We start from the raw sequence: 25,861 nt of genomic DNA on the forward strand, positions 1-25,861 counted from the left end.
AAAATAGAGAGCACTGCATTTGGATAGTCCCAAATCTTATCAATCAAATCAAGAAATATGTCTGTTTTTTAAGTCGAATGATATTTTGATTGAAGGGCGCTACACTCTGCTTCAACCTACATCGATTCTATTCATTCCTTAGCCAGAACTCGTTTTAGAGCGTAATAACTGCTGCTCCAGTAAACCGTCCGTGACGTAGATCTGCAAGTGCTTGATTCACTTCAGCTAATGGATACGTATGAACTTCCGTTTTAACGGGGATTTTCGGAGCTAATGACAAAAACTCTTCGCCATCCTTTCTGGTAAGGTTCGCGACAGAACATAGAGTTCGCTCCCCCCAAAGAATACTATAAGGAAAACTAGGGATGTCGCTCATATGGATTCCAGCGCAGACTACGACTCCACCTTTGATTGTGTTACGAAGAGCAAGAGGAACAAGAGCCCCTACAGGAGCAAAAATGATTGCGGCATCCAGTAAATTTGGCGAGGGCTTATCTGAGTCACCTGCCCAAGTTGCACCTAATTTGTAAGCAAATTCCTGGGCTTGTCTGTCTCCTGGACTGGTAAAGGCATATATCTTTCGATCTTGTTTTTGTGCTACCTGAATAAGAATATGAGCTGCTGCGCCAAAACCATATAATCCCAAATGTTTGGCCTTGTTTGTTTTCATTAAAGCGCGATACCCAATTAATCCAGCACAGAAAAGAGGGGCGGCTTGATCGTCGGAATAACCATCGGGTATAGGAAAACAAAATTGGTGGTTTGCCACACAATATTCTGCAAATCCGCCATCAATTTGATAACCCGTAAAACGAGCCTCATCACATAAGTTTTCACGTCCTGATAAACAAAATGCACATTTTTGACAACTTCCACCTAACCAGGGAACTCCGATTCGCTGTCCAATTGCAAACTGACTGACTGAAGCACCAACTTTTTCAATGATGCCTACGATTTGATGACCGGGAATAAGAGGTAGTTTGGGATTATTTAGTTCTCCATCGACAACGTGAAGATCCGTTCGACAAATACCGCAGGTTCGCACTTTAATGAGCACTTCATTTTCTTTGGGTTCAGGTTTTTTTACTTCCTTATAGATTAAATTTTGTCCTGATTTTTCCATAACCATAGCATGCATCATAATCATCTCTTCCTTAAATCATTTTGAACAATAAAATAAAATTATATTGATTATAATGTAGACTAAATATTGGAAATGATTTGACTTGACAATTTACTTTTGTATATCAAACTATACGTTGGTGTATTTTCAAATTTTATTAATGGATAAAAATTACATTCGACGGAGCATACCATGAATACGCTACTAAAATGGAAAAAAGGAAGCCCTTTTTTAATCGAAAATCCCCATAATCCTTTTTTAAATCTTCAACAGGAAATTGATAAAGCATTTCATGATTTTTATGATGTGTTTGCGTCAAATAAGAATTTATCACAATTTGAGAGTCTGAATCTTATGCCGTCAATGGATGTTGTTGAGGATAAGGATCATTTTACCATTCAAATGGAAATGCCCGGTATGGATGAAAAAGACATAAAAGTGTCTTTTAGCGGGAATGTACTTACGATTACAGGTGAAAAATCTACTTCTAAAAAAAATGAAAATAAAAAATATATTTCTCGAGAAATTGGTTATGGTAAATATGAACGCTCGGTCTCATTACCTTCTACAGTAGATATTGATAAGACTAAGGCTACTTTCAAAAAAGGAATGCTTTGGATTGATCTGCCTAAAAAAGCAGAAGCTAAGGGAAAATCTCGAGACATAAAAATCGAACATATAAAATAAATCTGTAAATTGTGCCTCAAGCCAAATATGAGGCACGCTCCTTTCATTTAAATGCAATAATTTTTTTAAATTGTTGCATCAACTTTTACATAGTGCAGGCAAACAGATGAGCTATATTGAAAATCATGTCTTTGACGAGCTTAAAATCGGCAAATCAGCGCAACTCATACGCACATTAACCCTAGAAGATATTGAGCTTTTTGCTATCGTGTCAGGGGATGTGAACCCGGAACATGTTGATGCAGAATATGCTAAAAGTCACATGTTTCATAAAATTATTGCTCATGGAATGTGGGGGGCATCACTTTTATCTACTGTTTTAGGAACTGAACTACCTGGGCCTGGAACCATTTATTTAGATCAAACTTTAAAATTTGAACATCCAGTGAGTCCTGGCGATACAATTACCGTAACACTGGAAGTGGTGAAGAAAATACCAAAAAACAATATTGTTGAGCTTGATTGTAAGTGTGTCAATCAATTGGGAAAAATAGTGATTCGTGGCCTTGCAACAGTTATTGCACCAACAATTAAAATAAAGAGAAAACGTATCGAGCTATCCACAGTAGAGCTGAAACCAAGACGGGAGCATTGGTATCATCGCTTAATTAATGCAAAAAACTCACTAAAACCCCTTAAAACAGCTGTAGTACATCCTGTAGATGTATTGTCACTTAAAGGTGCAATTGCTTCTGCCGAAGAGGGTTTAATTATTCCTGTTCTTATTGGTCCGAAGCAAAAGATTCTTGATGCTGCAAAAGAAGCCAATATTGATATTTCGTCATATGAACTCATTGCAACAGAACACAGCACTGAAGCAGCAGAAAAAGCAGTAAAATTGGCTATAACACAAAAAGTTGAGGCGATAATGAAAGGCAAACTTCATACCGAAGAATTGATGAAGCCAATTGTCGCCAAGGAAAATGGTTTGCGCACTGGGCGCCGTATGAGCCATGTATTCTCTCTCGAAGTACCGAATTATCCAAAGCCTATTTTTTTAACCGATGCGGCAATCAATCTATTCCCCAATCTCAGTGAGAAGCGTGACATAGTGCAAAATGCAATTGATCTTTTCCATGCACTCGAATTAGGTACTCCTAATGTTGCAATTCTTTCAGCAGTGGAAACTGTAAATGAAAAAATTCCATCTACACTTGATGCTACTGCTCTATGTAAAATGGCGGAGCGTGGTCAGATAACTGGGGGTATCTTAGATGGTCCATTAGCATTTGATAATGCTATTTCTATGGATTCAGCACGTGAAAAAGGTATTTTTTCACCAGTTGCTGGTAATGCGGACATTTTAGTAGTCCCTGATGTTGAGTCAGGTAATATGCTTTACAAACAAATGACTTATTTATCCCATATTGAAGCTGCTGGTATGGTATTAGGAGCCCATGTTCCTATTATTCTGACCAGCCGAGGCAGTGATGAATTATCGCGTAAAGCATCATGTGTTATGGCTTTATTATACGTACGAAGAAAAAAATAATAAAAATGAATCAATTTTTCAAACATTCTTAAAACAGAGTTTTTGAGGCTTATTAAGACAAATGAATAATATTTTAAACTTACATGGAGTGTAATTTTAAGCACATGAATTATTTGGAGAATGATGTATGCTTCAGGGGCTTTTAAGATTGTTTTTTGTGATATCAGGAGCTATTGCAAGTTGGTTTGTGGGACGTGAGGAACTGAAGTTTCCTGTTGTTCAAATGGTAGTTGCGGTTATTTTGTTTACCCTTATTATAAGTGTAATTGCTTTTTGGCCTGAGTTAAAAAGTTGGTTTAAACGAATCCGCAAGTAACCCATCCTAATAATTAAGTTGTTTATCATAATGACCAGTTTCTGGAAATTGATAATGTGATATAACTAAAGCGCCAGGAGAAGCAAATGAAACAACATTCACAGGGATTTTTAGCATTGGTAACAGAAGCAAAAAAACATATTAAAGAAATAGCCCCCAAAAAATTAAAAGAAAAAATTGATCGCCATGAGTCCATGCAGCTTGTTGATGTGCGCGAGATGAATGAATGGGAAACAGGTTATATTTCAACTGCAATGCACTTAAGTAAAGGCGTTATTGAACGAGATATTGAAAAGAAAATTCCTGATTTGAATACTCAAGTGATTGTGTATTGTAGTGGCGGTTTTCGAAGTGCACTGGTTGCAGACAACTTACAAAAAATGGGCTACACGAATGTTTCCTCATTGGAAACCGGTTTACAAGGCTGGCTTGATGAAGGGTATTCTTTACACAAATAAATGAGCCTTGGCTACTTTGATTCAGTATGGAGACGAGTAAATCCTAGCCCTCTCATGAGAGGGCTTTTCTCTTGAATATATTTCCTTAATGGGCAGGAATATGCTTAAAATTGATGGCATAAGTATTATTCCAATGCCAATTGTTTCTCTGACATGTGGTAATAACCATGGATCTTACTCTTTTTGTCTCTAATTTATTATTTTCCTTATAAAGTAATGAGAATTCAACAGTATTTTCAATAAGGGGTGAGAGCAGAAAAGTTGATTTAGCCATGTTGGAAACAAGACGGTAGTGGTTTGAGGTGCCATTGCCTAACTTCAGAGTGATTTGCAATTGTTGTGGTTTAAAGAGAATAGCTGCCACAACCCCCAATACCGTTGGTTTTAATTCAATTTCAGCAAACAGCAGCTGTTTGTCGGGTATATCAACTTGTTCCCCAAGGACATGGGACTCTCTTTTTAATAAAGTGAGGTTTGTGTGATGAGGATGATCCTTTTTACGGAGAAACAAAAAATGATTAGTTGAATGAGTGGGCTGATAAGCAGTTAGTAATAAGGGCCAGCTTGCACCATCCTCCAGTGAGGGAATTCGTTGGTCAATGGGTTCAATCTTAAAAATGATATTATCGGGTTTATGTTCTCCTTGAAGATGTTTTTTATTGTCTTCAGCTAAGCCTCGACTGAACACCGAGTAACTCTGAAAGATTGGACGCGGCGACCAAATATTTTGTGAGGATATTAGGTAGGTTTGATTGTATGAGTAAATGTCAGTAGTTCCCTGTAAAATGGGGAAGCCGGCTTGCTCCCGCAAGAAATTCATCGTGAAAGTAAAGTTCTTTTCTAGCCAGTAAGGGTCTTGTATTCTGCTTTTTAAACCATGCCAGGCAGTGGAGTAAGTAGAAATGAAATTATCGTGAATTGATATGTGGGTATACTGACTATTAATATAATACCAGCTGCTTAATGATACAAAAATAAGTAAATAACTGGGCCATGAATTAAAAATAAAGAGTAAAAAAAGGCCTGCAAGCAAGATAGAGGTTCCAGGTATAAATGCATGGCCAGAATGACGCGTAAAACCTGTTTTAAAAGAAACAAATAAAAAAACAAAATACATGCTCAGTAAGAATATTTTTGTTCCTCGTGGCATTTGTTTCCGCCATGAAATGGCTAAGAAAATTAATAAACAAGTAAGCAAATAGAAAATGACCTCATTTATATTTCCATCGGAAGACATTGCTTCAGTAAATCCTGATGCAATAAAGAAGGAACTGGTGAGATACTTAGGTAAAGAGGATAAAGGTTGTCCTGCTACAAGCCAAAATATAACGGTTGAAACTGCAGGGGCGACCAGGCAACTCAAAGCCAGTTCTTTTTTATTGTGCGCAAGAAAAAAGATAAAGCAAATAATAAGCGTAAGAAGGCAAATAATGAGCATTGAGCCTTTGATTAATGTCATTAAGCCAAATGGGGCAAATAGAAAAAAAGTAAATACAAAAAGATAATGATTTTCAATTTTATTCTTTAAAAAAAAGAGGATCTTAAAGCTGACTAATCCTGCAAGTAAGGGGTAAGAAAAAAATAGAGAATCTCGAGCATACATCATACCTAAAAAAGGCACACAATAAATTAGAGTCCAGTACCATCGACTTGGTTTCATTAAAAAAAGGAGATATACCCAGTAGGATAGAGCTAAGTAAAGACATCCAGTAATCATCAAAAAATCAGTTGCTGGGTGATAGGTTTTTGTATAAAGAGATGAATAAGGGCCTAGAGTAAATATTATCTCTTTGCCGAAAGCTAACCCTTGAGCAACTGCTTGATTTAAACCCAGTGCCCATGAAGGGTCAATTCCCGGAGCTGGCATTTTGGGGGAGAAGGGAACAAAAATACATACGATAATAAGCAACAGGATAAACTTACTGAACACATCAAATAATTTATTTGTAGTTTCAATGAGTATTCCTTGTGTATTCCTCAATGTAGACATCCATAGTTCCAATTTTTTAAACGTAGTTTAGCTGCTCTCAATCTTCTACACAATTCACCGAAAAGCTATTTTCAGCTAAATATGTCTCTCTCCCAAGATTCTTTACTTGAGCTAAGAGACTGAGAATTAAAAGAGGAAAGAGGCTCCTAATGAAACTGTATTGGAGATATCTGGAGAAGTACTTGTATCTTCAAGGGTTTTAAATGCACCGTAATCATGCTCATTTTCATATTCAACATATAAATTGATACCGGGGATAAGACGGTAATAGGGCCTTACAGTATAACGCATTTGATTCAAGCCACTGCCAATTTGGGCGTTAACTACCGTTTTGGTTGCTAAAATGCTGCGAATACCTGCTCTGATCAAGAAATTATTGGTAATTTGGGTATCCCGCGATAACTCAATATCAAATTTAGCGCTGCCACCATAAAAATAAGTTCTTATATCTGTATCAATAAAAAATGGCATTAACCCTTCAAGACCAAGGCCTGCTTGCCAATAAGGTCGCGTGGCAGGTTGATTAAAATAGTTCACACCCCCTTTTACTGCCCAAAATTGACTGATTAGATGCCAGTAAAATATATCAACATCAGCGTTTTCGACTGTGTCCTTATAAATTTCAGCGTCATTGATGAATAATTCTAATTTATTGTAGTCAGGACCATACATACCCTTGTAAGTAAGCTGTTGCGCATTATGCAAAGGATCGGCACTTACATCGACTAAAGTTGCAAACCAAAAACCTCCTCCATGGGCCATGGGATGCTTTAGTAAATGCAAATTAATCGGCCTCATTGCTTCATCGACCCGTATAATGGGGCGGTTATAATAATCAGTATTTTTCTCAATGTCTTCTGGTTTGGCTTTGTGTTCAGCGATTTCAACTATGGTTGTATATTGAAAGACTCGATTCATTCCAGTCATCATGTGATAAAGCATATGGCAATGGAAGAACCATTGGCCGCTTGCATCAGTGTCTACATCAGCAGTTATGGTACCTCCAGGGGGAACATCAAGTGTATGTTTCAAAGGATCAAAGGCATCCTTTCCCGTGCGTAGAATAAACCAATGGCCATGAATGTGCATTGGGTGATGCATCATGGATGTATTTGTAAATACAAAACGATACCGTTTGCCAGGTTTTAAGTGTATGGGCTTCGCCTTATAACCAGGAACTCCATTAATAAACCAAATAAATTGGCCCATGTAGCCAAATAATTCCAAATTAATTACTCCTTCTACAGGTTTATTGGGATTATTGGTTGGGATTGCGGCAGTTAAATCACGATAATTTGTTTCCAGTGAAGTCATATAGGATGAATCAGAAGGGGCTATGGTATCTTTAAATCGAGTGGGCTCAGTGGGCATTTTCATGCTCATGGAATGACTCATATTCATACTATGGTCCATTTTCATATTCATAGAGTGATTCTTATGCATTCTATGGTCCATTTTCATGGACTGCATTGGTTTCATTGAAGATTTTGCTTTATTTTGCCCTTGTTGCGTCATAGGTAGAGTGCCGTGATGCATGCCACCCATCATAATATTCATCATTTCTCTTGTGACCGGAATGGGTTCTGGGAATGGTTTTACTTGACTGTAGTCAACGCTTTGATTTGCTCCTGTTTTTAAAGCACCATAGACAGTTCCTACAGTATCTTTTGAACCTGCATAAATAATGTAGGGTTCATTTTTTTCTATTTTAACTAAAACATCATAGGTCTCAGCAGGTGAAATTGTTAATTCCTTAAGGGAATAGGGCTTTACATCGTTTCCATCAGCTTGCACGACTCTCATTATCGAACCAGGTATTTTGACTCGGAAAATCGTACTGCTACCTGCATCAATAAAGCGCAAGCGAACGACATCACCTACTTTAACGGGTGCGGTCCATGGATCTGCGTTAGGATGACCATTCATTAAAAACGCATCGAAAGCGACATCACTTATATCATAGAGACTCATACGCATTTGTTGCATGCTTTTATAATCATCAAGAAGGCTTCGTCGTTCTTTTTTAGATGCCATTTGATAATCATGAATAAATTTTACCAGCGATGGTTGTAGTGGGAAACGAGGAGAATAATAATCCCCATCTTTTTTAAGATTAGCTAAAACGTGCTCGGGTTTGGTATTAATCCAATCTGATAAAACAATCACATAATCTTTAGTATAAGCATAAGAAGACGGTTTATTGGGATCAATCAAAAAAGCGCCGTACAAACCCTGTTGCTCTTGTAAGCCGGCGTGGGCATGGTACCAATAAGTACCGGATTGCTTTAAAGTAAATCGATAGTGAAAAACACCACCCGGAGGAATCTCAGTTTGAGAGACACCTTCCACACCATCCATTTGCCAAGGAACCAAGACACCATGCCAATGCAGGGCCGTTCCTTTATCAAGGTGATTGTAAACATTAATCGTTACCTGATCGCCTTCTTTAAAATGTAAGGTAGGTGCAGGTATTTGATTGTTTACAGCAATCGCTTTAGCGGGCCTATTAGCGAAATAGACTGTTTTATAAGCGATGTCTAAATTAATGACTTTATTTATTGCGGATGCAGGAAAAGGGAGTAAAAGTGAAATGAAATAGAACAGAACAGTAAAATGATAATTTTTAATCTGTATGGCATGAACACTTCTTATCATTGCTTCGTCCCTTAAGATAAGGCTGATGCTTTGAACTTAAAACCAGTCCTAAAGTATTATAGACTTGTACAATAGCATTTGCACGATAAGGAAAACAGAGGAATGTTAGTTGTTTTTTTATAAGGAATTCTGTTTATGCATCTTTGGGTCTCATAATTATAGTGTAATACCGAAAGGAGGATCTGTCCTAACCACTTCAACAAGGGATTCATTTTCAAAGCCGTGTGCTTTTTTAATTGAAGCTACTTCGGTTATTGCATCATTTGTAGCAATTTCTATCTCTTGTGGGGATAATCGCAGATGTTGTTGTAACCTCAATAATCCTTGTGAAAAACTGCTTATTCTTCCGTTAGTTGCTTCTGTTAATGTTTTTCCTTGGAACGCGTTGTTAAGCATAGGAACAGAGTATTGTTCTAATCTTTTTGCAACACTCATTGCTTGAAATGATTGAAGACGTAAATCCAATCCAACCAAGTTAGTTTGATTTTGATATTTAAGAAGTTCTTGATAGACATTTGATAAGAGTAAGTAACCTGCAGATAAATGATAATTTGCGGCAATTTTGGCGTAGAGCATTATCTTTTCAGCAATTTTCTCATCAAATTTATGTTCTAATAAATCCAATCCACCTTTGCATAAAGCGTTTAAAGCAAAAAAACATCCATATAAACCTGAAGCGAGCAAATATTCTTCTGCATCCTTATAAAATTCTTCCGAATGCTCTATATCCTTATCCTTGAAAGTTCCCCTGAAAATCTCATAAAGATAAAGTCCTTTTAGTAAATCAAAACATGAGGGGATAGTGATCATCGGTTGATATTCGTGTACGGGTTCATGATTTAAGCCAGCAGCCTCTTTGGGATTAATGCCACAAAGACGCCATATGTCCTGCCAATAAGCTTCTAATTCAGATGATTTACATGCCTTATCGATTTCCGAGTTTATCATTGCAAGTCTAAAGACTAACGCTTGATCTAAGTTTTTAATTATTTCATTAGAAAAATCAGAACCAAATCGTTTTTGTATACTCAAAATCTTAATTTGCTGAACTCTTTCTTGAGTATTTAACTCAAGAAATTTAGCTAATTTCATGCCCGCATCCAAGTTGAGTTATGATGATCATAAGTATCAATGTCTAACAAAACATAAGAACTCAGCAAGTGAGTTCTTATGTCTTCATTCCGTCAACTAATTGTACACTATGTTCTGGAGTTTCCATAGCATCAGTTTTCAAAGATCCTTTATCTCCTACAACTGATGAAATAAAGACAGTTGCGTCATCGGTTCTTCTTTGTGTGCCAAGCCAGGCTAAGAGTAGCGGTTGCTTGGGTATCGGTGAAGCAATAGGCGTAGTCGTTACACTAGGTTCCGTGAACCAATTTTCTAGCGCATCCATATAAGCGCTCCGGCCAAATGTAAGAACCCGGAAAAAGCGGTCGTTGTTTTATCAAAACGAGAAAAAACACGCCGAAAGTGTTTGATTTTGGAGAAAAAAGCTTCAACTAAAAACCGCTCTTTGTACTGCTCTTTATCGATTTTTCTTGGGTTCTTCGCATTCTTTTTTGACGGAATGGTTGCAATACAGCCTTGACTCTCCAGTGTGTCAACAAGTGCCTGTGAATCATATCCTTTATCTGCAAGAACTATCGTGTCACGCTGCTCCTTCAATAGCTCTGCTGCTTGAGTAATATCGTTTCGATGTCCCCCGGTCAGGATAAACTTAATCGGATTCCCCAGTCCATCCACCAAAGCGTGAATTTTAGTGGTAAAACCTCCTTTACTGCGCCCCAATGCCTGAGCATCATTCCCTTCCTTGTCGTAACCAGATGCACACGCATGCGCGCGCACTATGGTGGCATCAATCATGACGGCTTGATCATCAACATCGCTAACTGAAGACATTAAGCCAGTCCAAATGCCGCGATCTGACCACATTTTATATCGCTTGTGAATTTTACGCCAATGTCCGTAATAGGGCGGGAGCAGGCGCCATTGACAGCCTGTACGTAATACATACCAGACTCCTTCCACAAAGCATCTTGTCTTCTCATTATTCTTAATGTGCAATCCTTTTACTCCTTGCAGAAAAGAATAAATTGTATCCCAGACTCGTTCTGATATATTATTATACATGTAGGCAGTTCCATTAGTGTTGTTAACGATCGCAATCGAATTTCACTATAAAAACTGCCTACTTTTCAAGTAATTAAAAAAATTGGTTCACGGAACCTAGGTGTTTTCAATACCAGATGTACATGTCCTTTGATCTCGATAATTTGATCCAGTTTATGAGTTTTCAAAAGTTCTGAAATTATTGAATGTGGAGCACCACAAGTACTTGTTTTTCTCCATTGTAATAATTCTTTTACAAATTGCTCTGCTTTTGTTTTTTCAACTCCTCCGCGCTCGAGAAATTCGATGATCAAGTGGTGACCGTCTATGTTCGCATTGATGCTGGTTGGCTTATGACCGCTCCAAAAGGAATAACATTTGATTTGTGCTCTGGATGGAGGCATTGAGCCAGGACCTACATCGCCCCCGATGTTCTCTGATTGGAGCCATTTCCATGTTGCATCCATATATTCTTTTTCCCGAACTGCCATTGCTGCTGCTCCAAAGAAAATAACTTTTTTATCTGCAGAGCACACATTAAGGAGCATGCCATTTTTATCGTAAACAAGTGACAGATCACCTTCTACTTCTTTACAAATGTTTCTCACAAGACTGTCATCTTGTCCAATAGAATAAATTAATTGGTCGCATTCCATATCAAATATTTTAATAGCTTGGCTGTCAGGCGATACACTTCTAAATGTTAATAATAATGTACCATTTGTTTGGAGTTCAATTTTGGTTAACTCAGCCTGTATTAACTCGTCACGTTTTTTAGCCGTAGTTAATGCTGTAGTAGCCAGTTTACCAGTACCTGCCTTGTCAAATTGCTTTGCTATCCAGACGACAGAGTTTTTTTGGGTTGTTTTATTGAATTCCATTGTTTCAGTATGCACATCATGGCCAAAAAAGCCTTTTCTATAGCAAGCAGCAGCTGTTCCCCCACCTCCGTAGATCACAATTTTTCTTGATGTCTTACTGTGTTCCTCTGTATCCGTTAAAATAAATTGATTGCCATCTACTACAGGCGTAAACCCTTTCGTTGGATTAAATTTGTTTAAGGACTCAAATTGCTTAGTAGGGATTAATGATCCTGAAATGGTGTTTCGTGCAGGACCAAGGCCTGTGCAAATATTTAGTTCATTGGCATAGATACTTTTTATTCCCTCAGGTGTTTTCACAATTAAGCGATATTCTTGTTCTGGAGCTTTCCAATCCCCTAAATGATTACTCCTTTTTTCAATTCTGACTATGGATGCACGCAATAACGGTGCTTCGGTAAAAGCAAGATTCACTTGATTTGCTTGATAGACATGTCGACCATTAGCATGAGGATTTTCTTGGTAATAATCTGTTGACAAATAAATAGAGGCATTTTCTTTTGCTGTTGGTCGCTCAAGGATACTATGAGGTTGCGCCAATGTGTAATCATGTCTCCAACTCCCTGCGTCTGAGCCGATTATTAAAACAGGAGGAAGTTGTCCTTTTTCTAATTGGCTTTGACTGGTCCCATGATGCTCTTTGAATTTCTCAAGCCAAAGGGTAGTCCCAGTATCACCAGACCCGATGATAATTTGTGGAACCACAGCAAAGTCTTTACCCTTCAATACATGCAAAATATCCTTACTGATTCGCTTTTCATTCTCTAATGCTATTTCAAGTCGATCATAACCCATTGTTACTTTAGATAAATCATCTTTGGGAAGAGGGGGAGATTCAACTTTATCTTTCTTTAGCGCTGCTGTCAGCGCAACTTTATGTTCCTCTTTTAAATTGATCTTATAAGCATACACATTGCTGTAGGATACAATTGCTTTTTTGAGTATTTCAAAACATTCTTCGGGAGTATAATTTTCTTTAAATATTTGTGGGTTTTTACGGATTTGTTCAATAATTTGGTCAAAATTAATTGTGAGGTCTTGAGTAGTGCGAACTGAATGATGATTTAATACGGTACAAATGCAATTTATTTCATTTTGACGTATATCTTGGGGAATAGCTGTTTTGCCCATTACTTACCTCTGTAAATAGGATTTAAATTGAACATAATGGGCTATGATTGTATCATTGAAATATTAAGAGATTATTAATTGATCATTTAGGATTGTTATTTTCCTTGGTACAATGAACGATTGTTTTACCGTTTTAATTATGAAATTTTGAAACTGTTGATATTTAAAATTTATCTTGAATAAGATAACCCTAAATTTTTAGAGTGGTTTTTACTAATGTCACGAACTGAGCGATTATTGGATTTAATTCAGCTATTAAGATGTCATCGTTTTCCAGTAAGCGGGGTATCACTTGCACAAGAGTTAGGGATTAGCCTTCGTACTTTGTATCGCGATATTTCAACTCTGAAAGGGCAGGGAGCTCCAATTGAAGGGGAGGCCGGTATGGGGTATTTGTTACGTTCAGGGTTTACCATCCCTCCGCTTATGTTTACTGCTGATGAAATCGAAGCCATAGTTCTTGGCTCACGTTGGGTTGCAGACAGGACAGACACCCAACTTAAATTTGCGGCACAAAATGCCCTGGCTAAAATTGCAGCTGTGCTTCCAAATGAATTACGTGAACAATTAGAAATCTCTGGGCTTCTCATTGCTCCTGGAAATATCGCTGAAAGCAAGGATGCTGATTTCATTCTGATTCGAAAAGCAATACGATTGGAGAAGAAACTTCAATTGACCTATCAGGATGTAAATGAAAACTTCTCCCAACGAATGATTTGGCCATTGGCTCTTGGATTTTTTGACCAGGTCCGTATTCTTATTGCATGGTGCGAACTAAGGCAGGATTTTCGACATTTTCGAACGGATCGCATTATTGAATTAAATCTCACAGAAACGAATTACCCTGAGCGTCGCCAAACCCTTTTACAAAAATGGAAGGCGCTGACCATGAACAAGTCCCCTTAATGGGTGATATAGAACAAATTAAGGTTAACCTTTCGCCGATGTACCGTGCCTAAGGCGACGCGGGACGTAGAAAAATTTAAAGCAGTACGTAGAGAAACTTAAGTGGTACATGATAAATTTAAAAAACTGACGATCGTTCAGGGCTTGTCCGCGTGATCCAGAAGATCTTTGCTAAAACACTGGACCCCGCGGACAAGCCGCGGGGCGTAGGAGCAAACAGCTGCTGAAGTGAATGAATCACGGATTCCTAAACAAATTCACGATGCTTTTTGCTTTAAATTAGGAATTTGAATTTTTTCCATACAATATCCCTATTTATTTTCCTCTCATGAAAGTATATATCATAAAAATTTATTTATTCTTTTTGATTCGATGTGTTTTAAAAATAGAAAACACAGCGCCGGGTCTTAGTTTTTAAATAAAAATAGAATAAGCTGCTTATTCAATATTCGATTGCAAGCGTGTTATTTCAGTGATCCCGCTCCAATCTTTGTTTTCCATGTGATGAGCTAAGGCGATAATAAATTTATCTTTGATAATGTTGGCTATATCAGGAACAACTCCTACCTGAGCAAATGCCTGCTGAAATAAATTTAAGTCTTTCAACCCTCCTTTCATATCAAAATTCACATCATCAAAGTTACGTTCTTTAATTTTATCGACATAAAGTTGAAATGCGGGGTGAGCAAATACAGAATGAAATAATGTATTAAGAATAGAGGCATCCACCTCGCTTTTTTCAGCAAATGCGTAGAGCTCTCCCATAGCCTCTATTGCTGTGACAAGAAAATAATTCATGCATATTTTAATAACATTCGCTTGAAAAGGTTGTGAACCTACAGAAATTACTTTGATGGAGTAAGCGGCAAATACGGATTTACATTGTTCAATTATTTCTTTCTGACCTGCAACAAGCGTAGTGAGTTCGCCCCGTGCAGCCACTTTTGGAACACCTAAAACATTCGCAGCAAGGTAGATACTGCCTTGCTTTTTATGCAACTCACTTAATTTTTTTGATGTTTCCGGCAATATAGTCGATGTGCCCACATGAATAGCCTCAGGATGCAACTTAGGAATAAAACTTTTAGTAGTTTCTAAAACTGCATGATCATCAAGAAGGCAAGTAATAATAATTTTTGCATCTTTTACAGCGTCTTCAATGGTGTTTGCTCCTTTAGCGCCCGCTTTAACTAACGGTATCATTTTTTCGGCTGTACGATTAAATACAGTTAAATTAAAATCGGCTGCTAATAATCGTTGAGCTAAAACTGAACCCATTTTGCCTAGACCAATCAACGTAATATTCATGACTACTCCTTGTTTTTATTAGGTGAGTACTAATTGATTTATTTGTAAAAGAATACTATAAAACTATTCTTATCATCATACATTTATTGGCCAATATCATGCTTGAAGCATTTAAACATAACCTGAATCATGTTAGCGTTCCACCTTTTATATATGGTACTGCCTGGAAAAAAGAGAAAACCCAAATACTAACTCTTCAGGCATTGGAAAACGGATTTATTGGAATTGATACAGCAAATCAACTGAAACATTATTTTGAAGAGGGTGTTGGACTTGGGATCCAGCAATTCTTAAAAAATACAGGGAAAAGTCGTAGTGATTTATTTTTGCAAACAAAGTTTACTCCAGCTCATAGTCAAGATCACAACAAACCTTACGATGAAAAAGCTTCTTATGAAAATCAGGTGAGACAGTCGTTTTTAAGTTCTTTAGAGCACTTGCAAACAGATTATATTGATTCGTATATTCTCCATGGACCCACCTATAATTCTGGGTTTGTACAAGATGATTTAGATATTTGGAACGCTATGGAGCAGTTGTATTATGAAGGAAAAATCAGGTTGCTTGGTATTTCAAATGTGGATCTGAAACAATTGGAAACTCTTTATAATGCAGCTGTTATCAAGCCCTCACTGGTGCAAAATCGATGTTTTGCAAGCAGTCACTGGGATTACTCAATCCGATTATTTTGCAAAAAGCATGACATACTTTATCAGGGATTTTCCTTATTGACAGCAAATCAATCTTATTTACTGTCTAACACGATTTATGAACTGGCTAAACAATATAAGAAATCAATACCCCAAATTATTTTTCGATTTGCATTGCAAATTGGGATAGTGCCTTTGACGGGTACAAGCAATCAGCAGCATATGAAAGAAGATTTAGATTTGGATTCATTTGAACTTTCATCAGATTCATTAAAACTCATTGAAGAAATCAGCATGTGATACTCCCTCTACTGACAGAAACTGTCACTAAGCTGGATTAAACTTGTAACTCATTTAATGAATTGATAAAGAATGATGAGTAAAAATTGGCTCGCTGTAGCTTGTGTAGAACATGTTCGTTTAGGCAAATACATAGGTGTTATGCAAGTTTGTCATGGCAAGCTTGCGCCATTAAAGCGAATAAAACCAAATGACGTTATTATTTATTACTCACCAACAACCAGTTTTCAGGGCAAAGACACTTTGCGCTCGTTTACAGCTATAGGAATTGTTAGCCCTGGTGAGCCATATCAAGTCACAACGAATCCAGATTTTCGTCCTTTCCGGCGCCATGTACATTGGGCTAAAGCGCTTGAAATACCCATTGCTCCTTTACTCAATTATCTTGATTTCACCAGAAATAATAAAAATTGGGGTTATCAATTGCGGTATGGATTAATTCAGATGAGTGAACACGATAAGTTAATTATAGCTTCTGCCATGCAGACTCAATGGTTATAACCTAACAAGAGAGAGTATTATAATGCAAATTACACCAGAACTTATTAAAGTCGAAGCGTTTCAAGTATCAGGATTATGCGAACGAACCAAAAATGCCAATGAATTTAATCCTCAAACAGCAAAATTACCAACTCTTTGGCAAAGATTTTATGCTTCACAAATAGCCATGAACAAACCTGATTCACCGATCTATGGGGTATATTCTAATTATGAATCAAATACTAAAGGGTTTTATACCGTAACTGCTGGAATTGAGACTAGGAATTCGGAAATAATAAATTCTTTTTATACTGTCATTATAAATAAAGGGAATTATCTTGTTTTTAAAAACTCAGGTCCAATGCCCAAAGCAATCATCGAAACCTGGCAAGCAATTTGGCATTTTTTTGATACTCAATCCGATATTTCCAGGGTATATGAGACAGATTTTGAAGTGTATTTGGGGCAAGAACAATGTGCTGTCTATATTGGTGTTAATATGTCTTAGCAGTAAAGTTTATTGTGTTCATTACTCACTTGTGATAAATCATCTCCTGTCTTAAAAATTGGCGGAGTAACTATGATTATTGCAGTATTTTCTTTAGGGCAATTCATTTCTTCAAAACTGGATTTGTTAAAGTTAGGATTTCAGGAATGGTTTAAAACACAGAAAAAAGAAGATGTTTCTGGTGAGATTGTTTGGAAATGGATGGCTGATAATTTGGCGCCTTTAAGAGTGGGAGAAATAACCCTCAAGCAATTTTGTGATAAATTCAATGAACATTTTCAAGTGAATATGACATTTACTGAATTCAGTAAGATTTTTAACTCCATGTGCACTCTGGATAAAGCATCCTTAGATCGAGTAGCAAAGTTTAAAGGATTTTTAGAGGAACATGATGGTGTTAAATTTGTTCTAGTGTCGCACACAAATTACTCTCATTTATATTATATTTTGTCACAACTCCCAAAGTTAATTCCAGAAACTGCAGTTATTAGTGATGATAAGTGGAGTGAGAGTGAACAAATTTTATTTGCCCCATCAATGTCTTCAAAATGTACAGAGCATCCTGATACACTCAAGTATGCATTGAAAAAACTTAAAATAGATAAAGAGGATCATGTTATTTCTTTTTTAAATACTATCAAGGCATATGACCATCCCCATTTTAGCTATGTTGATCCAGGTAAAGATTTGGAAAAAGTTGCTGAGACTGTTGAGAGTTTGCAGGAATCAAAAAAAACTGTCGTTTATAGTGTATAAATAACTCATTATTTTAGGTGCAGGGAAACAGGCCAGTTAAGGAAGGTATCTCTGCCCCAGTTTCACTTAATGACCACATGTGACTCTTCATGAGCCTGCACGAAAGGATAAACAAATGTTGCCTCATGTTTGTTATAAAACATGTTGGTGAGAAAAGAGTTGGGTATTTTTTGAAATTGCTTTAGTGTAGATAACTCAATTTTACCTTGCAATTTTATGGTAAAAATCATTTGTTTTGCCTTCCCAGACTCTATCCATTTCATAATGAGTGCATAAGCGCGATCGGGATAGCAGGCTACATCAGATAAAACCCAATCATAGTTTTGTTCCAATTGCGCTGGTTCGAGAGCAAAAGCACTTTGTTGCAAGGAAGTAACGCGGGGTAATTGTGCAATTTTAGGATCTAATAACGCTTTATCAACAGCAGTTACGGACGCGCCTAATGAGTGCATAACATAAGTCCATCCTCCTGGTGAAGCCCCTAAATCCAGGGCTTCATCGCCTGGTTTGGGATATTTTCCTAAAAGCGTGAGCGCCTCCCAAAGTTTTAAGTAAGCCCGATTGGGAGGATTTATTTTATCTTCGATAAAATAGCATTTTCCTTGAGGCCATTTTTTCTGACGTTTTACACTATAAATCAATGTATTATTATCTAACAGAGCAAAGGCACCTATTGACGGAATTTCAGACTCAAAAGGAAAATGACGTTCGAGCGGGGGAAGCTTACGCAATTGCTCTTCGATTAATCGAGAACGTCTTATATGAGAAATAGGATGTAAGTACCAGAATTTCCCAGCTTGGCGCAAAATTCTTACCGCTTCTGAAATGGATTGAAAACTTACTTTTTGTGGTTCTAACCAAATATCTTGTGCAAAGCATACATCCAGTCTTTTATGGGATGAAAAAATTAAATCTTCTGTTTTATATAAAACATCGTCCAATTCTTCTGAAAGAAGGGAAAGAAACTCAGGTTTGGACACATACACAGCAGCAATTTTTTTTTCCATAAGTTCGGATGCCTAAATTTTGTTAAAAGAGGCGATCTTACCATTATGAGCTCATGGGAAACGAGTCCTATGCAGTTAAAAATAATAGTATGGTAAATAGAGTTTGTACTATACTGAATAAAATTATAATGCTGACCAATAAAGGGAATTAATAATGGAAAAAAAAACTGTTCTTATTACAGGGGCTCTTACTGGAATTGGTAAAGCAGTTGCTTTTGCTTTTGCCCATGAAGGTGCAAATATTGTAATTTCTGGACGTAAACAAGAAGTTGGGGAGTCTTTAGCAAAGGAACTGCGCACGCTTGGCGTAGATGTGGTATTTATTCGGACTGATGTACGTTACGATGATGAAGTGAAAGCGCTTATAGATGACACAGTAAAACGTTTTGGTCATTTGGATGTAGCTGTTAATAATGCTGGAACAGAAGGAATAACTGGGCCATTTATAGAGCAGACCATAGAAAATTATCATTCCATTTTTGATACAAATGTATTTGGCGTTTTTTTATGCATTAAGTATGAGCTCAAAGCGATGATGTCGCAAGGCTCTGGATGTATCATTAATCTCTCATCCATCGCCGGTCAAAAGGGGGTGCCTGGGGCATCAATTTATTGTGCCTCGAAACATGCGGTTGAAGGATTTACAAAAGTTGCTGCGCTCGAAGCAGCTGCAGGCAATGTTCGAGTCAACGCAGTAGCTCCTGGTCCAATTAGTACAGATATGTTCGAGCGTTTTACAGGCACTGAGGAAAATAAAGCCGCTTTTCTTGAAATGGTGCCTTTAAAACGGGCAGGTCATCCTGAAGAAGTGGCTCAAAGCATTGTCTTTTTGGCTTCAGATAAGGCATCTTACATTACTGGAAAAGTGCTTGGAATCGATGGTGGTATGTTCTAAATAACACTATAAAATTCCTTTAAGATTCGTGCTGCTGATAATGCCGTGCTATGAGTGCGATCCAGCGATGGAATCAGTTCACTTATATCCATTCCAATAAAAGTAAAATGGTGCTGGAGGAGATGCAGTAAGCAAATGATCTGATTAACATCAGGACCTCCAGGATAAGGACTTTCTACTGCGGGTGCACATGCAGGATTTAACCCATCAAGATCAATAGAAAAATAGAGGTATTTAAGTCCATAAAATTGAGTGATAATTTTTTGAGCCATTATTTCCATATTGGTATTGCAAAATTCGCTCCCCATGATAATACCTATGTCGGGATGATAACGGGATAACCCAGACACCTCACTTTCAGTAAATTGCCGGATACCCAATAACATAATTTGACGAGGAATTAATGAGGGCAGTAGGAAACCATGATGTAATATAGAGCTGTATGAGAGTATGTCTTGCGCTTCACAATCAGGATGCGCATCAAGATAGATTACCCCATACTCACCAGGTATTGCTTGATCTAAGGCTTTGAGTGCAGCATATTTAATTACATGATCGCCACCCAGACAAATGGGTTTTTTGTTGTTTTTTATTAATTTATAAAAATGGGTTGATACAATTTCTATTTCATTTGCTAAGTTATGGTTTGCTACTTCCAGATTTCCTGCATCCAACAGTTCATCTCCTGGTTTGAAATTTTCTGGAAAGGAGTACAAGCGATTATCCACTCTACGAATAAAATCTGCTGAAAATTCGTCTTGAGTTGATGTACCGGAAAAGGTAGGGGCGGTCCCAGCGCTTTGGGTATTGACACCAAAAATTACAGCTTTAGCCTTTTCATAATCATAACACGTAGCATAGCTCAATTGAGGCATTTTAAATCTCCACTAGTTTAAGCCGTTATTGTAATTTGAGATTTTTGATATGTATAATTCATTATTTTAATAAATTGATAAATAATTTTGATATTACTTGATCCGCAATTAGTAGCTTTTGAAGCAATTGTTCGTGAAGGTACAGTGCATGCTGCTGCAGAATCGCTTTTTCTAACCCAAACAGCAGTCACTCAGCGGTTACGTCAGTTAGAGCAAAAGCTAAAGACCACATTATTTATTCGTAGTCGACGCGGTATGCTATTAACTGCAGAGGGAGAGCAGTTGCATCGTTATTGTCAACGTGTAACAGAAATGAGCAGTGCTGTATTAACAAGTATTCAGGGAGCTGGAACTTTATCGAATTTGCGGATCAAAATTGCAGGTCCAGCAAGTGTAATGCGCTCACGCATTATTCCTCAATGTAAGGAAATAATGAAAGAATTTCCTAAGTTACATATGACATTTCTAATTGATGACCATATGGATATAAGTCATCAGCTCAAGTCTGGAGCCTTTGATCTAGTTATTTTATCCCCAGAACAAGTGACCCAGGAAATGGTAAGCAAACCGTTACAACCAGAACACTATTTATTGGTCTGCTCGGTGCAATGGGAGCATCGTAAGTTAATTGATATAATCTCGAATGAAAAAATAATTGATTTCGGACAAGACGACCAAATGACTTTTTCTTATTTGAAAAAATATAAATTATTAAAATACATTCAAACAGAGCGACATTTTATCAATAATACAGAAAGTATTGCGCAATTATTTATTAATGAATTGGGTTATGGTGTTCTTTCCAAAGAGTTTGCTGCTTCCTATATTAAGTCAGGGGAGCTACTTGTTATTAATGAGGGTAAATCGTACCTTAATCCTATTTCATTAGCTTGGTATCCAAGATCTGAACAACCAGCCTACTTTTCTGCTATAATACATGCCATAAACTAACTAATTATATGTTTTTTAATTGTTTATTATCAGAGTTCTCCATAATAGGTCATGGCCTGAAGACCTAAGGCTGCGCCCAATTTTTGGGCGGCAGAAATGAAACTGCAAAAAGCGATTAATTCCGCAATTTCAGCTTCAGAAAAAAAATTTTTTAATCGTGTTATCTCGTTTTTATCGACAGACTCATGAGCTATTGAAAATAGATTTGCAAACCTTAATGCTTCAATGAGGCGCTCACCTTTTGGGTTTTGATCAGGTGGTCCCGCCTTTGCCATACAATAATGACATTGATTATTAAAGGCTAGGACCCGTCTCACTTGCTCTAAAAAATCAGCTTCGAATGTCTTACTTTGACAAAAAGCGGCCTCCAATTTCTCCCATTGATTCAGTATCTCAGGAGCGTGCCCCAAAAGACGTTCAAAAGGAGTTGTTCCATGCCTTGATAATTGGATGAATGACATATTAAATTTTCGCTTTATTTCTTATTCGATGTAACCAGTATATCCCTACAGGGAGGATTTTAAAATTTAGATAGGATGAATTAAAGATCTATCAGATACGATGCTGATGAAAAAGACAATGAGTCTTTTTCATCAAACGTTATTTATTCTACATACACAGTACTTGCGGCCGGGCCATCATTACTTTTTGCTTCAACAAAAGAAACTCTTTTTCCAACCTCCAATTTATTAAAATCATAGTCGATGACACTTTTACTGGTAAAACGAAGTCTTCGACCATCAATTGTTTCAATAAAACCATAGTCAGCAATAGGGGCGATTTCGCGAATAAATCCCTCAGGAGGTTGTTCGTGATGTTTTACTTCACCCCGTTGTTTATGAACGTATTTTTTAAGTTGACGTGTCATAGCAAGAAATTTATCTCTTATTGCAACATATACGTCTTCATGAGCATGATTTTCTGCAAGATCTCGATTGACTACCAACTCTGCATTGGGAACCATAAGATCAATACGTACATGATAAATTTTCCCTTTATTATGATGCTTATGTGTTTCAATACTTACATTACAATTTATAATTCCATCAAAATACTTCCCTAATTTTTCGGCATGTTTGCGTGCATTATCCTCAATAGCTTGAGAGTGCCTTAGATTATTAAATACTATTTGTATAGGAAAATGTACTGAATTCTTCATTGTGTGCTCCTTATATCGTATACATCAATATCGTTTTTAAAGCTATGTTCTTTGTCTTGCTTCTTTTTTTTGTTGAAGCTTAACCACATCAACTACGTTGACCATTGTTTCAGCCAGAATTTCAATAAAATCATCCAGAGTAATTATACCTATGAGGGTTTTATCATTATCAACAACTGGTAAGCGGCGGATTTTTTTTGAATGCATCATTTCAAGCGCATCAAAAAGACTGTCATTTTCATAGACATAGGTAAAAGGTTCTGTGAGAATATCTCGGACTAACAATGAGTCAGGCTTCACTCCTGCTGCCATGACTTCAATAACCAAATCACGATCAGTAACGATGCCTATGGGTACTTTTTTGTTCTTTTGTTCTTCAAGTAAAATCAAGTCACCAACATGATAGGAGCGCATGAGTTCTGCAGCATTTTTTACTGATTCATTGCCGTTGATAACAACTACATTCCGGTTACAGTATTCGCCAACTCTCATAAAGGTCTCCCAAAATAATAGTTGTATTAGTTTTTCTTCGTAAATAAAGTACTTTACCAAGCAGAAAAGTACTTCATAATCACTACGTCGAACTACGAATTGACCGCAGGGAAAACGAAAAGTTAAATAATTTATTATCTGTTTTTAGTATAGTATATAAAACCCGAACCCGGGTTGATTCAAGCGAATTAGTCTTTATTTAAGCTGATATAGAGGAAATATGCGGTTGATTCTTGAGAAATTTATAATGAAACAAGTAAAGATTAACCAGTAAAAATAATAGCGTCAAACCCAAAGAAAAAAACAAATTACTTCCTAACAGGATAAGAATAGATAAGGCTAAAATTGAGCGTATCAACTCAGGAATTAAGATTTTCTGTTTGCCATTGGCGATTGAGCCAAGTATATAAAGAGTAAATAGAATAAATACTCCAATAAACCAAGAACTTAAAGCGCTTGATGTGAATGTAAATGAGAGATAAGCATATAAACTGATTGCAAGTGCTATGTTTAATAGCATATAGAGCTTAGGAGATGTTCTGTTTTTGGCATTAACAATTCTTTTTGGGAGGTGTTGATTTTGGTTTTGCAGATGATGAATTATCCATTCTGGAGGCATAAAAAACGCTTTAATTACATCCAGTTTTTTTAGATTTTTTCCATAATACACTACATCTTTAATCACTTTAATATTGGCATAAAAGGGATTCCATGAGTCTAAGGGCTCGGTTACTCCGTATTCTACAGGAGCATTTTCTGGTTCGAAGGTTCCAAAAAGTTTATCCCAAATAATTAAACTTCCTGCGTAGTTTTTATCTATATATTGTGGGTTTTTACCGTGATGTACTCTATGATGAGAAGGTGTGTTAAATATTTTTTCAAACCATCCCATTCGGTTAATCGATTCGGTATGGATCCAAAATTGATAAATAGTATTTAACGAGGAAACTATGACAAACATCCAAGTTGGAAAACCAATTAAGGCCAGGGGCAGATAAAAAATCCAAGACGTTAGCGTTTGCCAATACCCCTGTCTTAATGCGACCGATAGATTAAAACATTCACTTTGGTGATGAACAGAATGTCCTATCCAAAAAAAATTACACCGGTGACTTGCCCGATGATACCAGTAATAACAAAAATCAGCACTAAGCCACAGCATAAGCCAGGAACTAATCGAATGAGGGTTAATAGAAAAAAAAGCGAAGTGCTCGTATAAATAATAATACCCGAATATTATTAGCCCTCTTACCGGCAGAGCGGCAATTTCCTCAAATATACCCGTAGTGAAATTATTAATAGAATCATTGAATTGATATACATTTGATTTTTTATAATAGGCAAAGGTCCATTCAATACCTATTAAAATCAAAAATATAGGCGCAGCAAATACGATTAAACTAATTTCCATATCAATCCTTTAGCTTAATGTGAGCTAAATAAAAACATTCTTTATTTTGTTTCAATTATATTTAGATTGTAAATGCTGAAATTAATATTTACCAATATTTTAAAGTATTAAGCGTGAGAGCTAAGTATTTTTGCTATGAGCTCAAGAACTTGCGAAGCTCTAAGCAAAAAATATCAATTTCAGTTTCAGTATTGTAATAGTGTACTGAGGCACGCACCAAAGCAGGTAAATTTCTTTTCGCCAGATCAAGTCGGGCATATTCTTGCAACGATACTGAAATATTAATGTGTTTGCTGGCTAAGTGTTTTTGAATTTCATGTGGTTCTTTTGCCAAAGAGGTAAACGTGACGATACCGCATTGATGCGTACCCAAGTCATGTAATTTTATTGAATTAATGGTACACAAGTTTTGGCGTAGTTGAGTTGCCAAATAGTTGATGCGTTGCCAAATTAAAGGTAAGCCAAGTTCTAAAGCATATTCAATAGCAGTTCCAAGCCCAATTTTTGCTGCAATATTTTGTTCCCATGTTTCAAATCGTAATGCATCAGGTCTTATTATATAGTCATTATCCGCCACCCACCGCGCAGAGTGTAAATCAATAAAGGGAGGATCGCAGCGTTCTAAAATTTCTTTTTTTGCATATAAAAAGCCAGTCCCTCTAGGACCACGCAAAAATTTTCGACCGGTTGCACATAGAAAATCACAGCCTATTTCCTGTACATTAACGGGTAGTTGTCCTAAAGATTGCGTAGTATCAAGAAGATAAGGAATGTGGTGGGCATTGGCTATTTTACCTACCTCTACGGCAGGATTAATTAAACCTCCTTGCGTTGGTATGTGGGTTATGGCAATTAATTTGACATGATGATCTATTTTTCTTTTGAGATCTTCCAGATCCAGTTGGCCAGACGGGTCATTTTGAATTATTTCAATGGTAACCCCTGTATGCTTTGCCCGATGTAAAAAGGCTAAATAATTGCTTGCATATTCGGAAATGCACGTAAGTATTTTATCTCCTGGATTAAATTTAAAACTGTAAAAAGCCATATCCCATGCCCGAGTTGCATTTTCAAGAAAAGCGATTTCTTCTGGCAGGCAATGAATCAAATGTGCGGCAGTTTCATAAAATTTCTGTGTTTTATCTAAAGCGTATTGCGCTGCTTCATACCCTCCAATTGCAGCTTCTAAATCAAGATGATTTTTCATTGCTTGGAGAACGGGTAGGGGAGGTAATGCGGCTCCTGCATTATTAAAATGCAAAACATGCTCGCATCCAGGAGTTTCATTTCTAATTTGCTCTATGTTCAATTGTTCCAT

26 protein-coding genes are annotated in these 25,861 nt (G+C 36.9%); 11 read left to right on the top strand and 15 right to left on the bottom strand.

Annotation, left to right across the window (positions count from 1 at the left end):
- Positions 1 to 154: 154 nt before the first annotated feature.
- Entirely contained in the window at positions 155 to 1,138 is a 984-nt protein-coding gene (locus FOLKNPGA_RS09085; protein WP_182352812.1) for a zinc-dependent alcohol dehydrogenase family protein, read from the bottom strand.
- A 177-nt stretch (positions 1,139 to 1,315) separates the two neighbouring features.
- Between FOLKNPGA_RS09085 and FOLKNPGA_RS09090 the strand changes: the two genes are divergently transcribed.
- The 4 genes from FOLKNPGA_RS09090 to FOLKNPGA_RS09105 all read left to right on the top strand — a co-directional run bounded on the left by FOLKNPGA_RS09090 (position 1,316) and on the right by FOLKNPGA_RS09105 (position 4,076).
- Entirely contained in the window at positions 1,316 to 1,810 is a 495-nt protein-coding gene (locus tag FOLKNPGA_RS09090; RefSeq protein ID WP_182349616.1) for an Hsp20/alpha crystallin family protein, read from the top strand.
- A gap of 106 nt (positions 1,811 to 1,916) precedes the next feature.
- Positions 1,917 to 3,302, top strand: a complete 1,386-nt coding sequence (locus FOLKNPGA_RS09095) for a bifunctional enoyl-CoA hydratase/phosphate acetyltransferase (RefSeq protein WP_182349617.1) — start codon at positions 1,917 to 1,919, stop codon at positions 3,300 to 3,302.
- 127 nt (positions 3,303 to 3,429) lie between these two features.
- Entirely contained in the window at positions 3,430 to 3,618 is a 189-nt protein-coding gene (locus tag FOLKNPGA_RS09100) for a hypothetical protein (RefSeq protein ID WP_182349618.1), read from the top strand.
- 86 nt (positions 3,619 to 3,704) lie between these two features.
- Positions 3,705 to 4,076 (top strand): rhodanese-like domain-containing protein, encoded by a 372-nt coding sequence (locus FOLKNPGA_RS09105; RefSeq protein WP_182349619.1) that lies wholly within the window; start codon positions 3,705 to 3,707, stop codon positions 4,074 to 4,076.
- A gap of 85 nt (positions 4,077 to 4,161) precedes the next feature.
- Here the strand turns inward: FOLKNPGA_RS09105 and FOLKNPGA_RS09110 are convergent, their stop codons facing one another.
- The 6 genes from FOLKNPGA_RS09110 to FOLKNPGA_RS09135 form a co-directional block, all read right to left on the bottom strand.
- The gene (locus FOLKNPGA_RS09110) at positions 4,162 to 6,066 is read right to left on the bottom strand and encodes a hypothetical protein (protein WP_182349620.1); all 1,905 of its coding nucleotides are present in this window, start codon (positions 6,064 to 6,066) and stop codon (positions 4,162 to 4,164) included.
- A 126-nt stretch (positions 6,067 to 6,192) separates the two neighbouring features.
- Complete coding sequence (locus FOLKNPGA_RS09115; RefSeq protein WP_182349621.1) at positions 6,193 to 8,721, bottom strand: copper resistance system multicopper oxidase; 2,529 nt, start codon at positions 8,719 to 8,721, stop codon at positions 6,193 to 6,195.
- 156 nt (positions 8,722 to 8,877) lie between these two features.
- Complete coding sequence (locus tag FOLKNPGA_RS09120; protein WP_182349622.1) at positions 8,878 to 9,813, bottom strand: DUF5630 domain-containing protein; 936 nt, start codon at positions 9,811 to 9,813, stop codon at positions 8,878 to 8,880.
- A gap of 76 nt (positions 9,814 to 9,889) precedes the next feature.
- Positions 9,890 to 10,117: a hypothetical protein gene (locus FOLKNPGA_RS09125; protein ID WP_182349623.1), complete on the bottom strand. Its 228-nt coding sequence runs from the start codon at positions 10,115 to 10,117 to the stop codon at positions 9,890 to 9,892.
- Complete coding sequence (locus FOLKNPGA_RS09130; protein ID WP_058441825.1) at positions 10,105 to 10,854, bottom strand: IS5 family transposase; 750 nt, start codon at positions 10,852 to 10,854, stop codon at positions 10,105 to 10,107. The genes FOLKNPGA_RS09125 and FOLKNPGA_RS09130 overlap by 13 nt, the downstream gene beginning before the upstream one ends.
- Before the next feature lie 65 nt (positions 10,855 to 10,919).
- Complete coding sequence (locus tag FOLKNPGA_RS09135) at positions 10,920 to 12,845, bottom strand: hypothetical protein (protein WP_182349624.1); 1,926 nt, start codon at positions 12,843 to 12,845, stop codon at positions 10,920 to 10,922.
- Positions 12,846 to 13,061: 216 nt separating this feature from the next.
- Here FOLKNPGA_RS09135 and FOLKNPGA_RS09140 point away from each other — a divergent pair, with 216 nt between their 5' ends.
- Complete coding sequence (locus tag FOLKNPGA_RS09140; RefSeq protein WP_182349625.1) at positions 13,062 to 13,751, top strand: YafY family protein; 690 nt, start codon at positions 13,062 to 13,064, stop codon at positions 13,749 to 13,751.
- Positions 13,752 to 14,189: 438 nt separating this feature from the next.
- Here the strand turns inward: FOLKNPGA_RS09140 and FOLKNPGA_RS09145 are convergent, their stop codons facing one another.
- Positions 14,190 to 15,059 carry an NAD(P)-dependent oxidoreductase gene (locus tag FOLKNPGA_RS09145; protein WP_182349626.1) on the bottom strand — a complete coding sequence of 290 codons (870 nt, stop codon included), beginning with the start codon at positions 15,057 to 15,059 and terminating at the stop codon, positions 14,190 to 14,192.
- A 98-nt stretch (positions 15,060 to 15,157) separates the two neighbouring features.
- Between FOLKNPGA_RS09145 and FOLKNPGA_RS09150 the strand changes: the two genes are divergently transcribed.
- The 4 genes from FOLKNPGA_RS09150 (at position 15,158) to FOLKNPGA_RS09165 (ending at position 17,753) form a co-directional block, all read left to right on the top strand.
- Positions 15,158 to 16,009, top strand: a complete 852-nt coding sequence (locus FOLKNPGA_RS09150; RefSeq protein ID WP_182349627.1) for an aldo/keto reductase — start codon at positions 15,158 to 15,160, stop codon at positions 16,007 to 16,009.
- A 72-nt stretch (positions 16,010 to 16,081) separates the two neighbouring features.
- Positions 16,082 to 16,510, top strand: coding sequence for an EVE domain-containing protein (locus FOLKNPGA_RS09155; protein ID WP_255465945.1), 429 nt, complete (start codon positions 16,082 to 16,084; stop codon positions 16,508 to 16,510).
- A 22-nt stretch (positions 16,511 to 16,532) separates the two neighbouring features.
- Positions 16,533 to 16,997: a GyrI-like domain-containing protein gene (locus FOLKNPGA_RS09160; protein ID WP_182349628.1), complete on the top strand. Its 465-nt coding sequence runs from the start codon at positions 16,533 to 16,535 to the stop codon at positions 16,995 to 16,997.
- A gap of 72 nt (positions 16,998 to 17,069) precedes the next feature.
- The gene (locus FOLKNPGA_RS09165; protein WP_182349629.1) at positions 17,070 to 17,753 is read left to right on the top strand and encodes a hypothetical protein; all 684 of its coding nucleotides are present in this window, start codon (positions 17,070 to 17,072) and stop codon (positions 17,751 to 17,753) included.
- Between the two features lie 62 nt (positions 17,754 to 17,815).
- Here FOLKNPGA_RS09165 and FOLKNPGA_RS09170 read toward each other — a convergent pair whose 3' ends face one another.
- Positions 17,816 to 18,760, bottom strand: coding sequence for an SAM-dependent methyltransferase (locus FOLKNPGA_RS09170; RefSeq protein WP_182349630.1), 945 nt, complete (start codon positions 18,758 to 18,760; stop codon positions 17,816 to 17,818).
- Between the two features lie 154 nt (positions 18,761 to 18,914).
- On the opposite strand from FOLKNPGA_RS09170, the gene FOLKNPGA_RS09175 reads away from it, so the two are divergent.
- On the top strand, positions 18,915 to 19,655 hold the full coding sequence (locus tag FOLKNPGA_RS09175) for an SDR family NAD(P)-dependent oxidoreductase (protein WP_182349631.1): 741 nt from the start codon (positions 18,915 to 18,917) through the stop codon (positions 19,653 to 19,655).
- Here FOLKNPGA_RS09175 and FOLKNPGA_RS09180 read toward each other — a convergent pair.
- Positions 19,652 to 20,530 (bottom strand): arginase family protein, encoded by an 879-nt coding sequence (locus FOLKNPGA_RS09180; protein WP_182349632.1) that lies wholly within the window; start codon positions 20,528 to 20,530, stop codon positions 19,652 to 19,654. The two genes, FOLKNPGA_RS09175 and FOLKNPGA_RS09180, sit on opposite strands and share 4 nt — an antisense overlap.
- 87 nt (positions 20,531 to 20,617) lie before the next feature.
- Between FOLKNPGA_RS09180 and FOLKNPGA_RS09185 the strand changes: the two genes are divergently transcribed.
- Positions 20,618 to 21,481 (top strand): LysR family transcriptional regulator, encoded by an 864-nt coding sequence (locus tag FOLKNPGA_RS09185; protein WP_182349633.1) that lies wholly within the window; start codon positions 20,618 to 20,620, stop codon positions 21,479 to 21,481.
- Positions 21,482 to 21,510: 29 nt separating this feature from the next.
- Here FOLKNPGA_RS09185 and FOLKNPGA_RS09190 read toward each other — a convergent pair whose 3' ends face one another.
- From FOLKNPGA_RS09190 to FOLKNPGA_RS09210, 5 genes are all read right to left on the bottom strand, one after another.
- The gene (locus FOLKNPGA_RS09190) at positions 21,511 to 21,942 is read right to left on the bottom strand and encodes a carboxymuconolactone decarboxylase family protein (RefSeq protein WP_182349634.1); all 432 of its coding nucleotides are present in this window, start codon (positions 21,940 to 21,942) and stop codon (positions 21,511 to 21,513) included.
- Between the two features lie 143 nt (positions 21,943 to 22,085).
- Positions 22,086 to 22,640: an HPF/RaiA family ribosome-associated protein gene (locus tag FOLKNPGA_RS09195; protein ID WP_182349635.1), complete on the bottom strand. Its 555-nt coding sequence runs from the start codon at positions 22,638 to 22,640 to the stop codon at positions 22,086 to 22,088.
- A gap of 42 nt (positions 22,641 to 22,682) precedes the next feature.
- A complete protein-coding gene (locus FOLKNPGA_RS09200) occupies positions 22,683 to 23,132 on the bottom strand; it encodes a CBS domain-containing protein (RefSeq protein WP_182349636.1) in 450 nt (149 codons plus the stop codon).
- Positions 23,133 to 23,331: 199 nt separating this feature from the next.
- Positions 23,332 to 24,543: a sterol desaturase family protein gene (locus tag FOLKNPGA_RS09205; protein ID WP_182349637.1), complete on the bottom strand. Its 1,212-nt coding sequence runs from the start codon at positions 24,541 to 24,543 to the stop codon at positions 23,332 to 23,334.
- 133 nt (positions 24,544 to 24,676) lie between these two features.
- A complete protein-coding gene (locus tag FOLKNPGA_RS09210; RefSeq protein WP_182349638.1) occupies positions 24,677 to 25,861 on the bottom strand; it encodes an aminotransferase class V-fold PLP-dependent enzyme in 1,185 nt (394 codons plus the stop codon).

It is taken from the genome of Legionella sp. PC1000, assembly GCF_014109805.1.
Lineage (GTDB): Bacteria > Pseudomonadota > Gammaproteobacteria > Legionellales > Legionellaceae > Legionella > Legionella resiliens.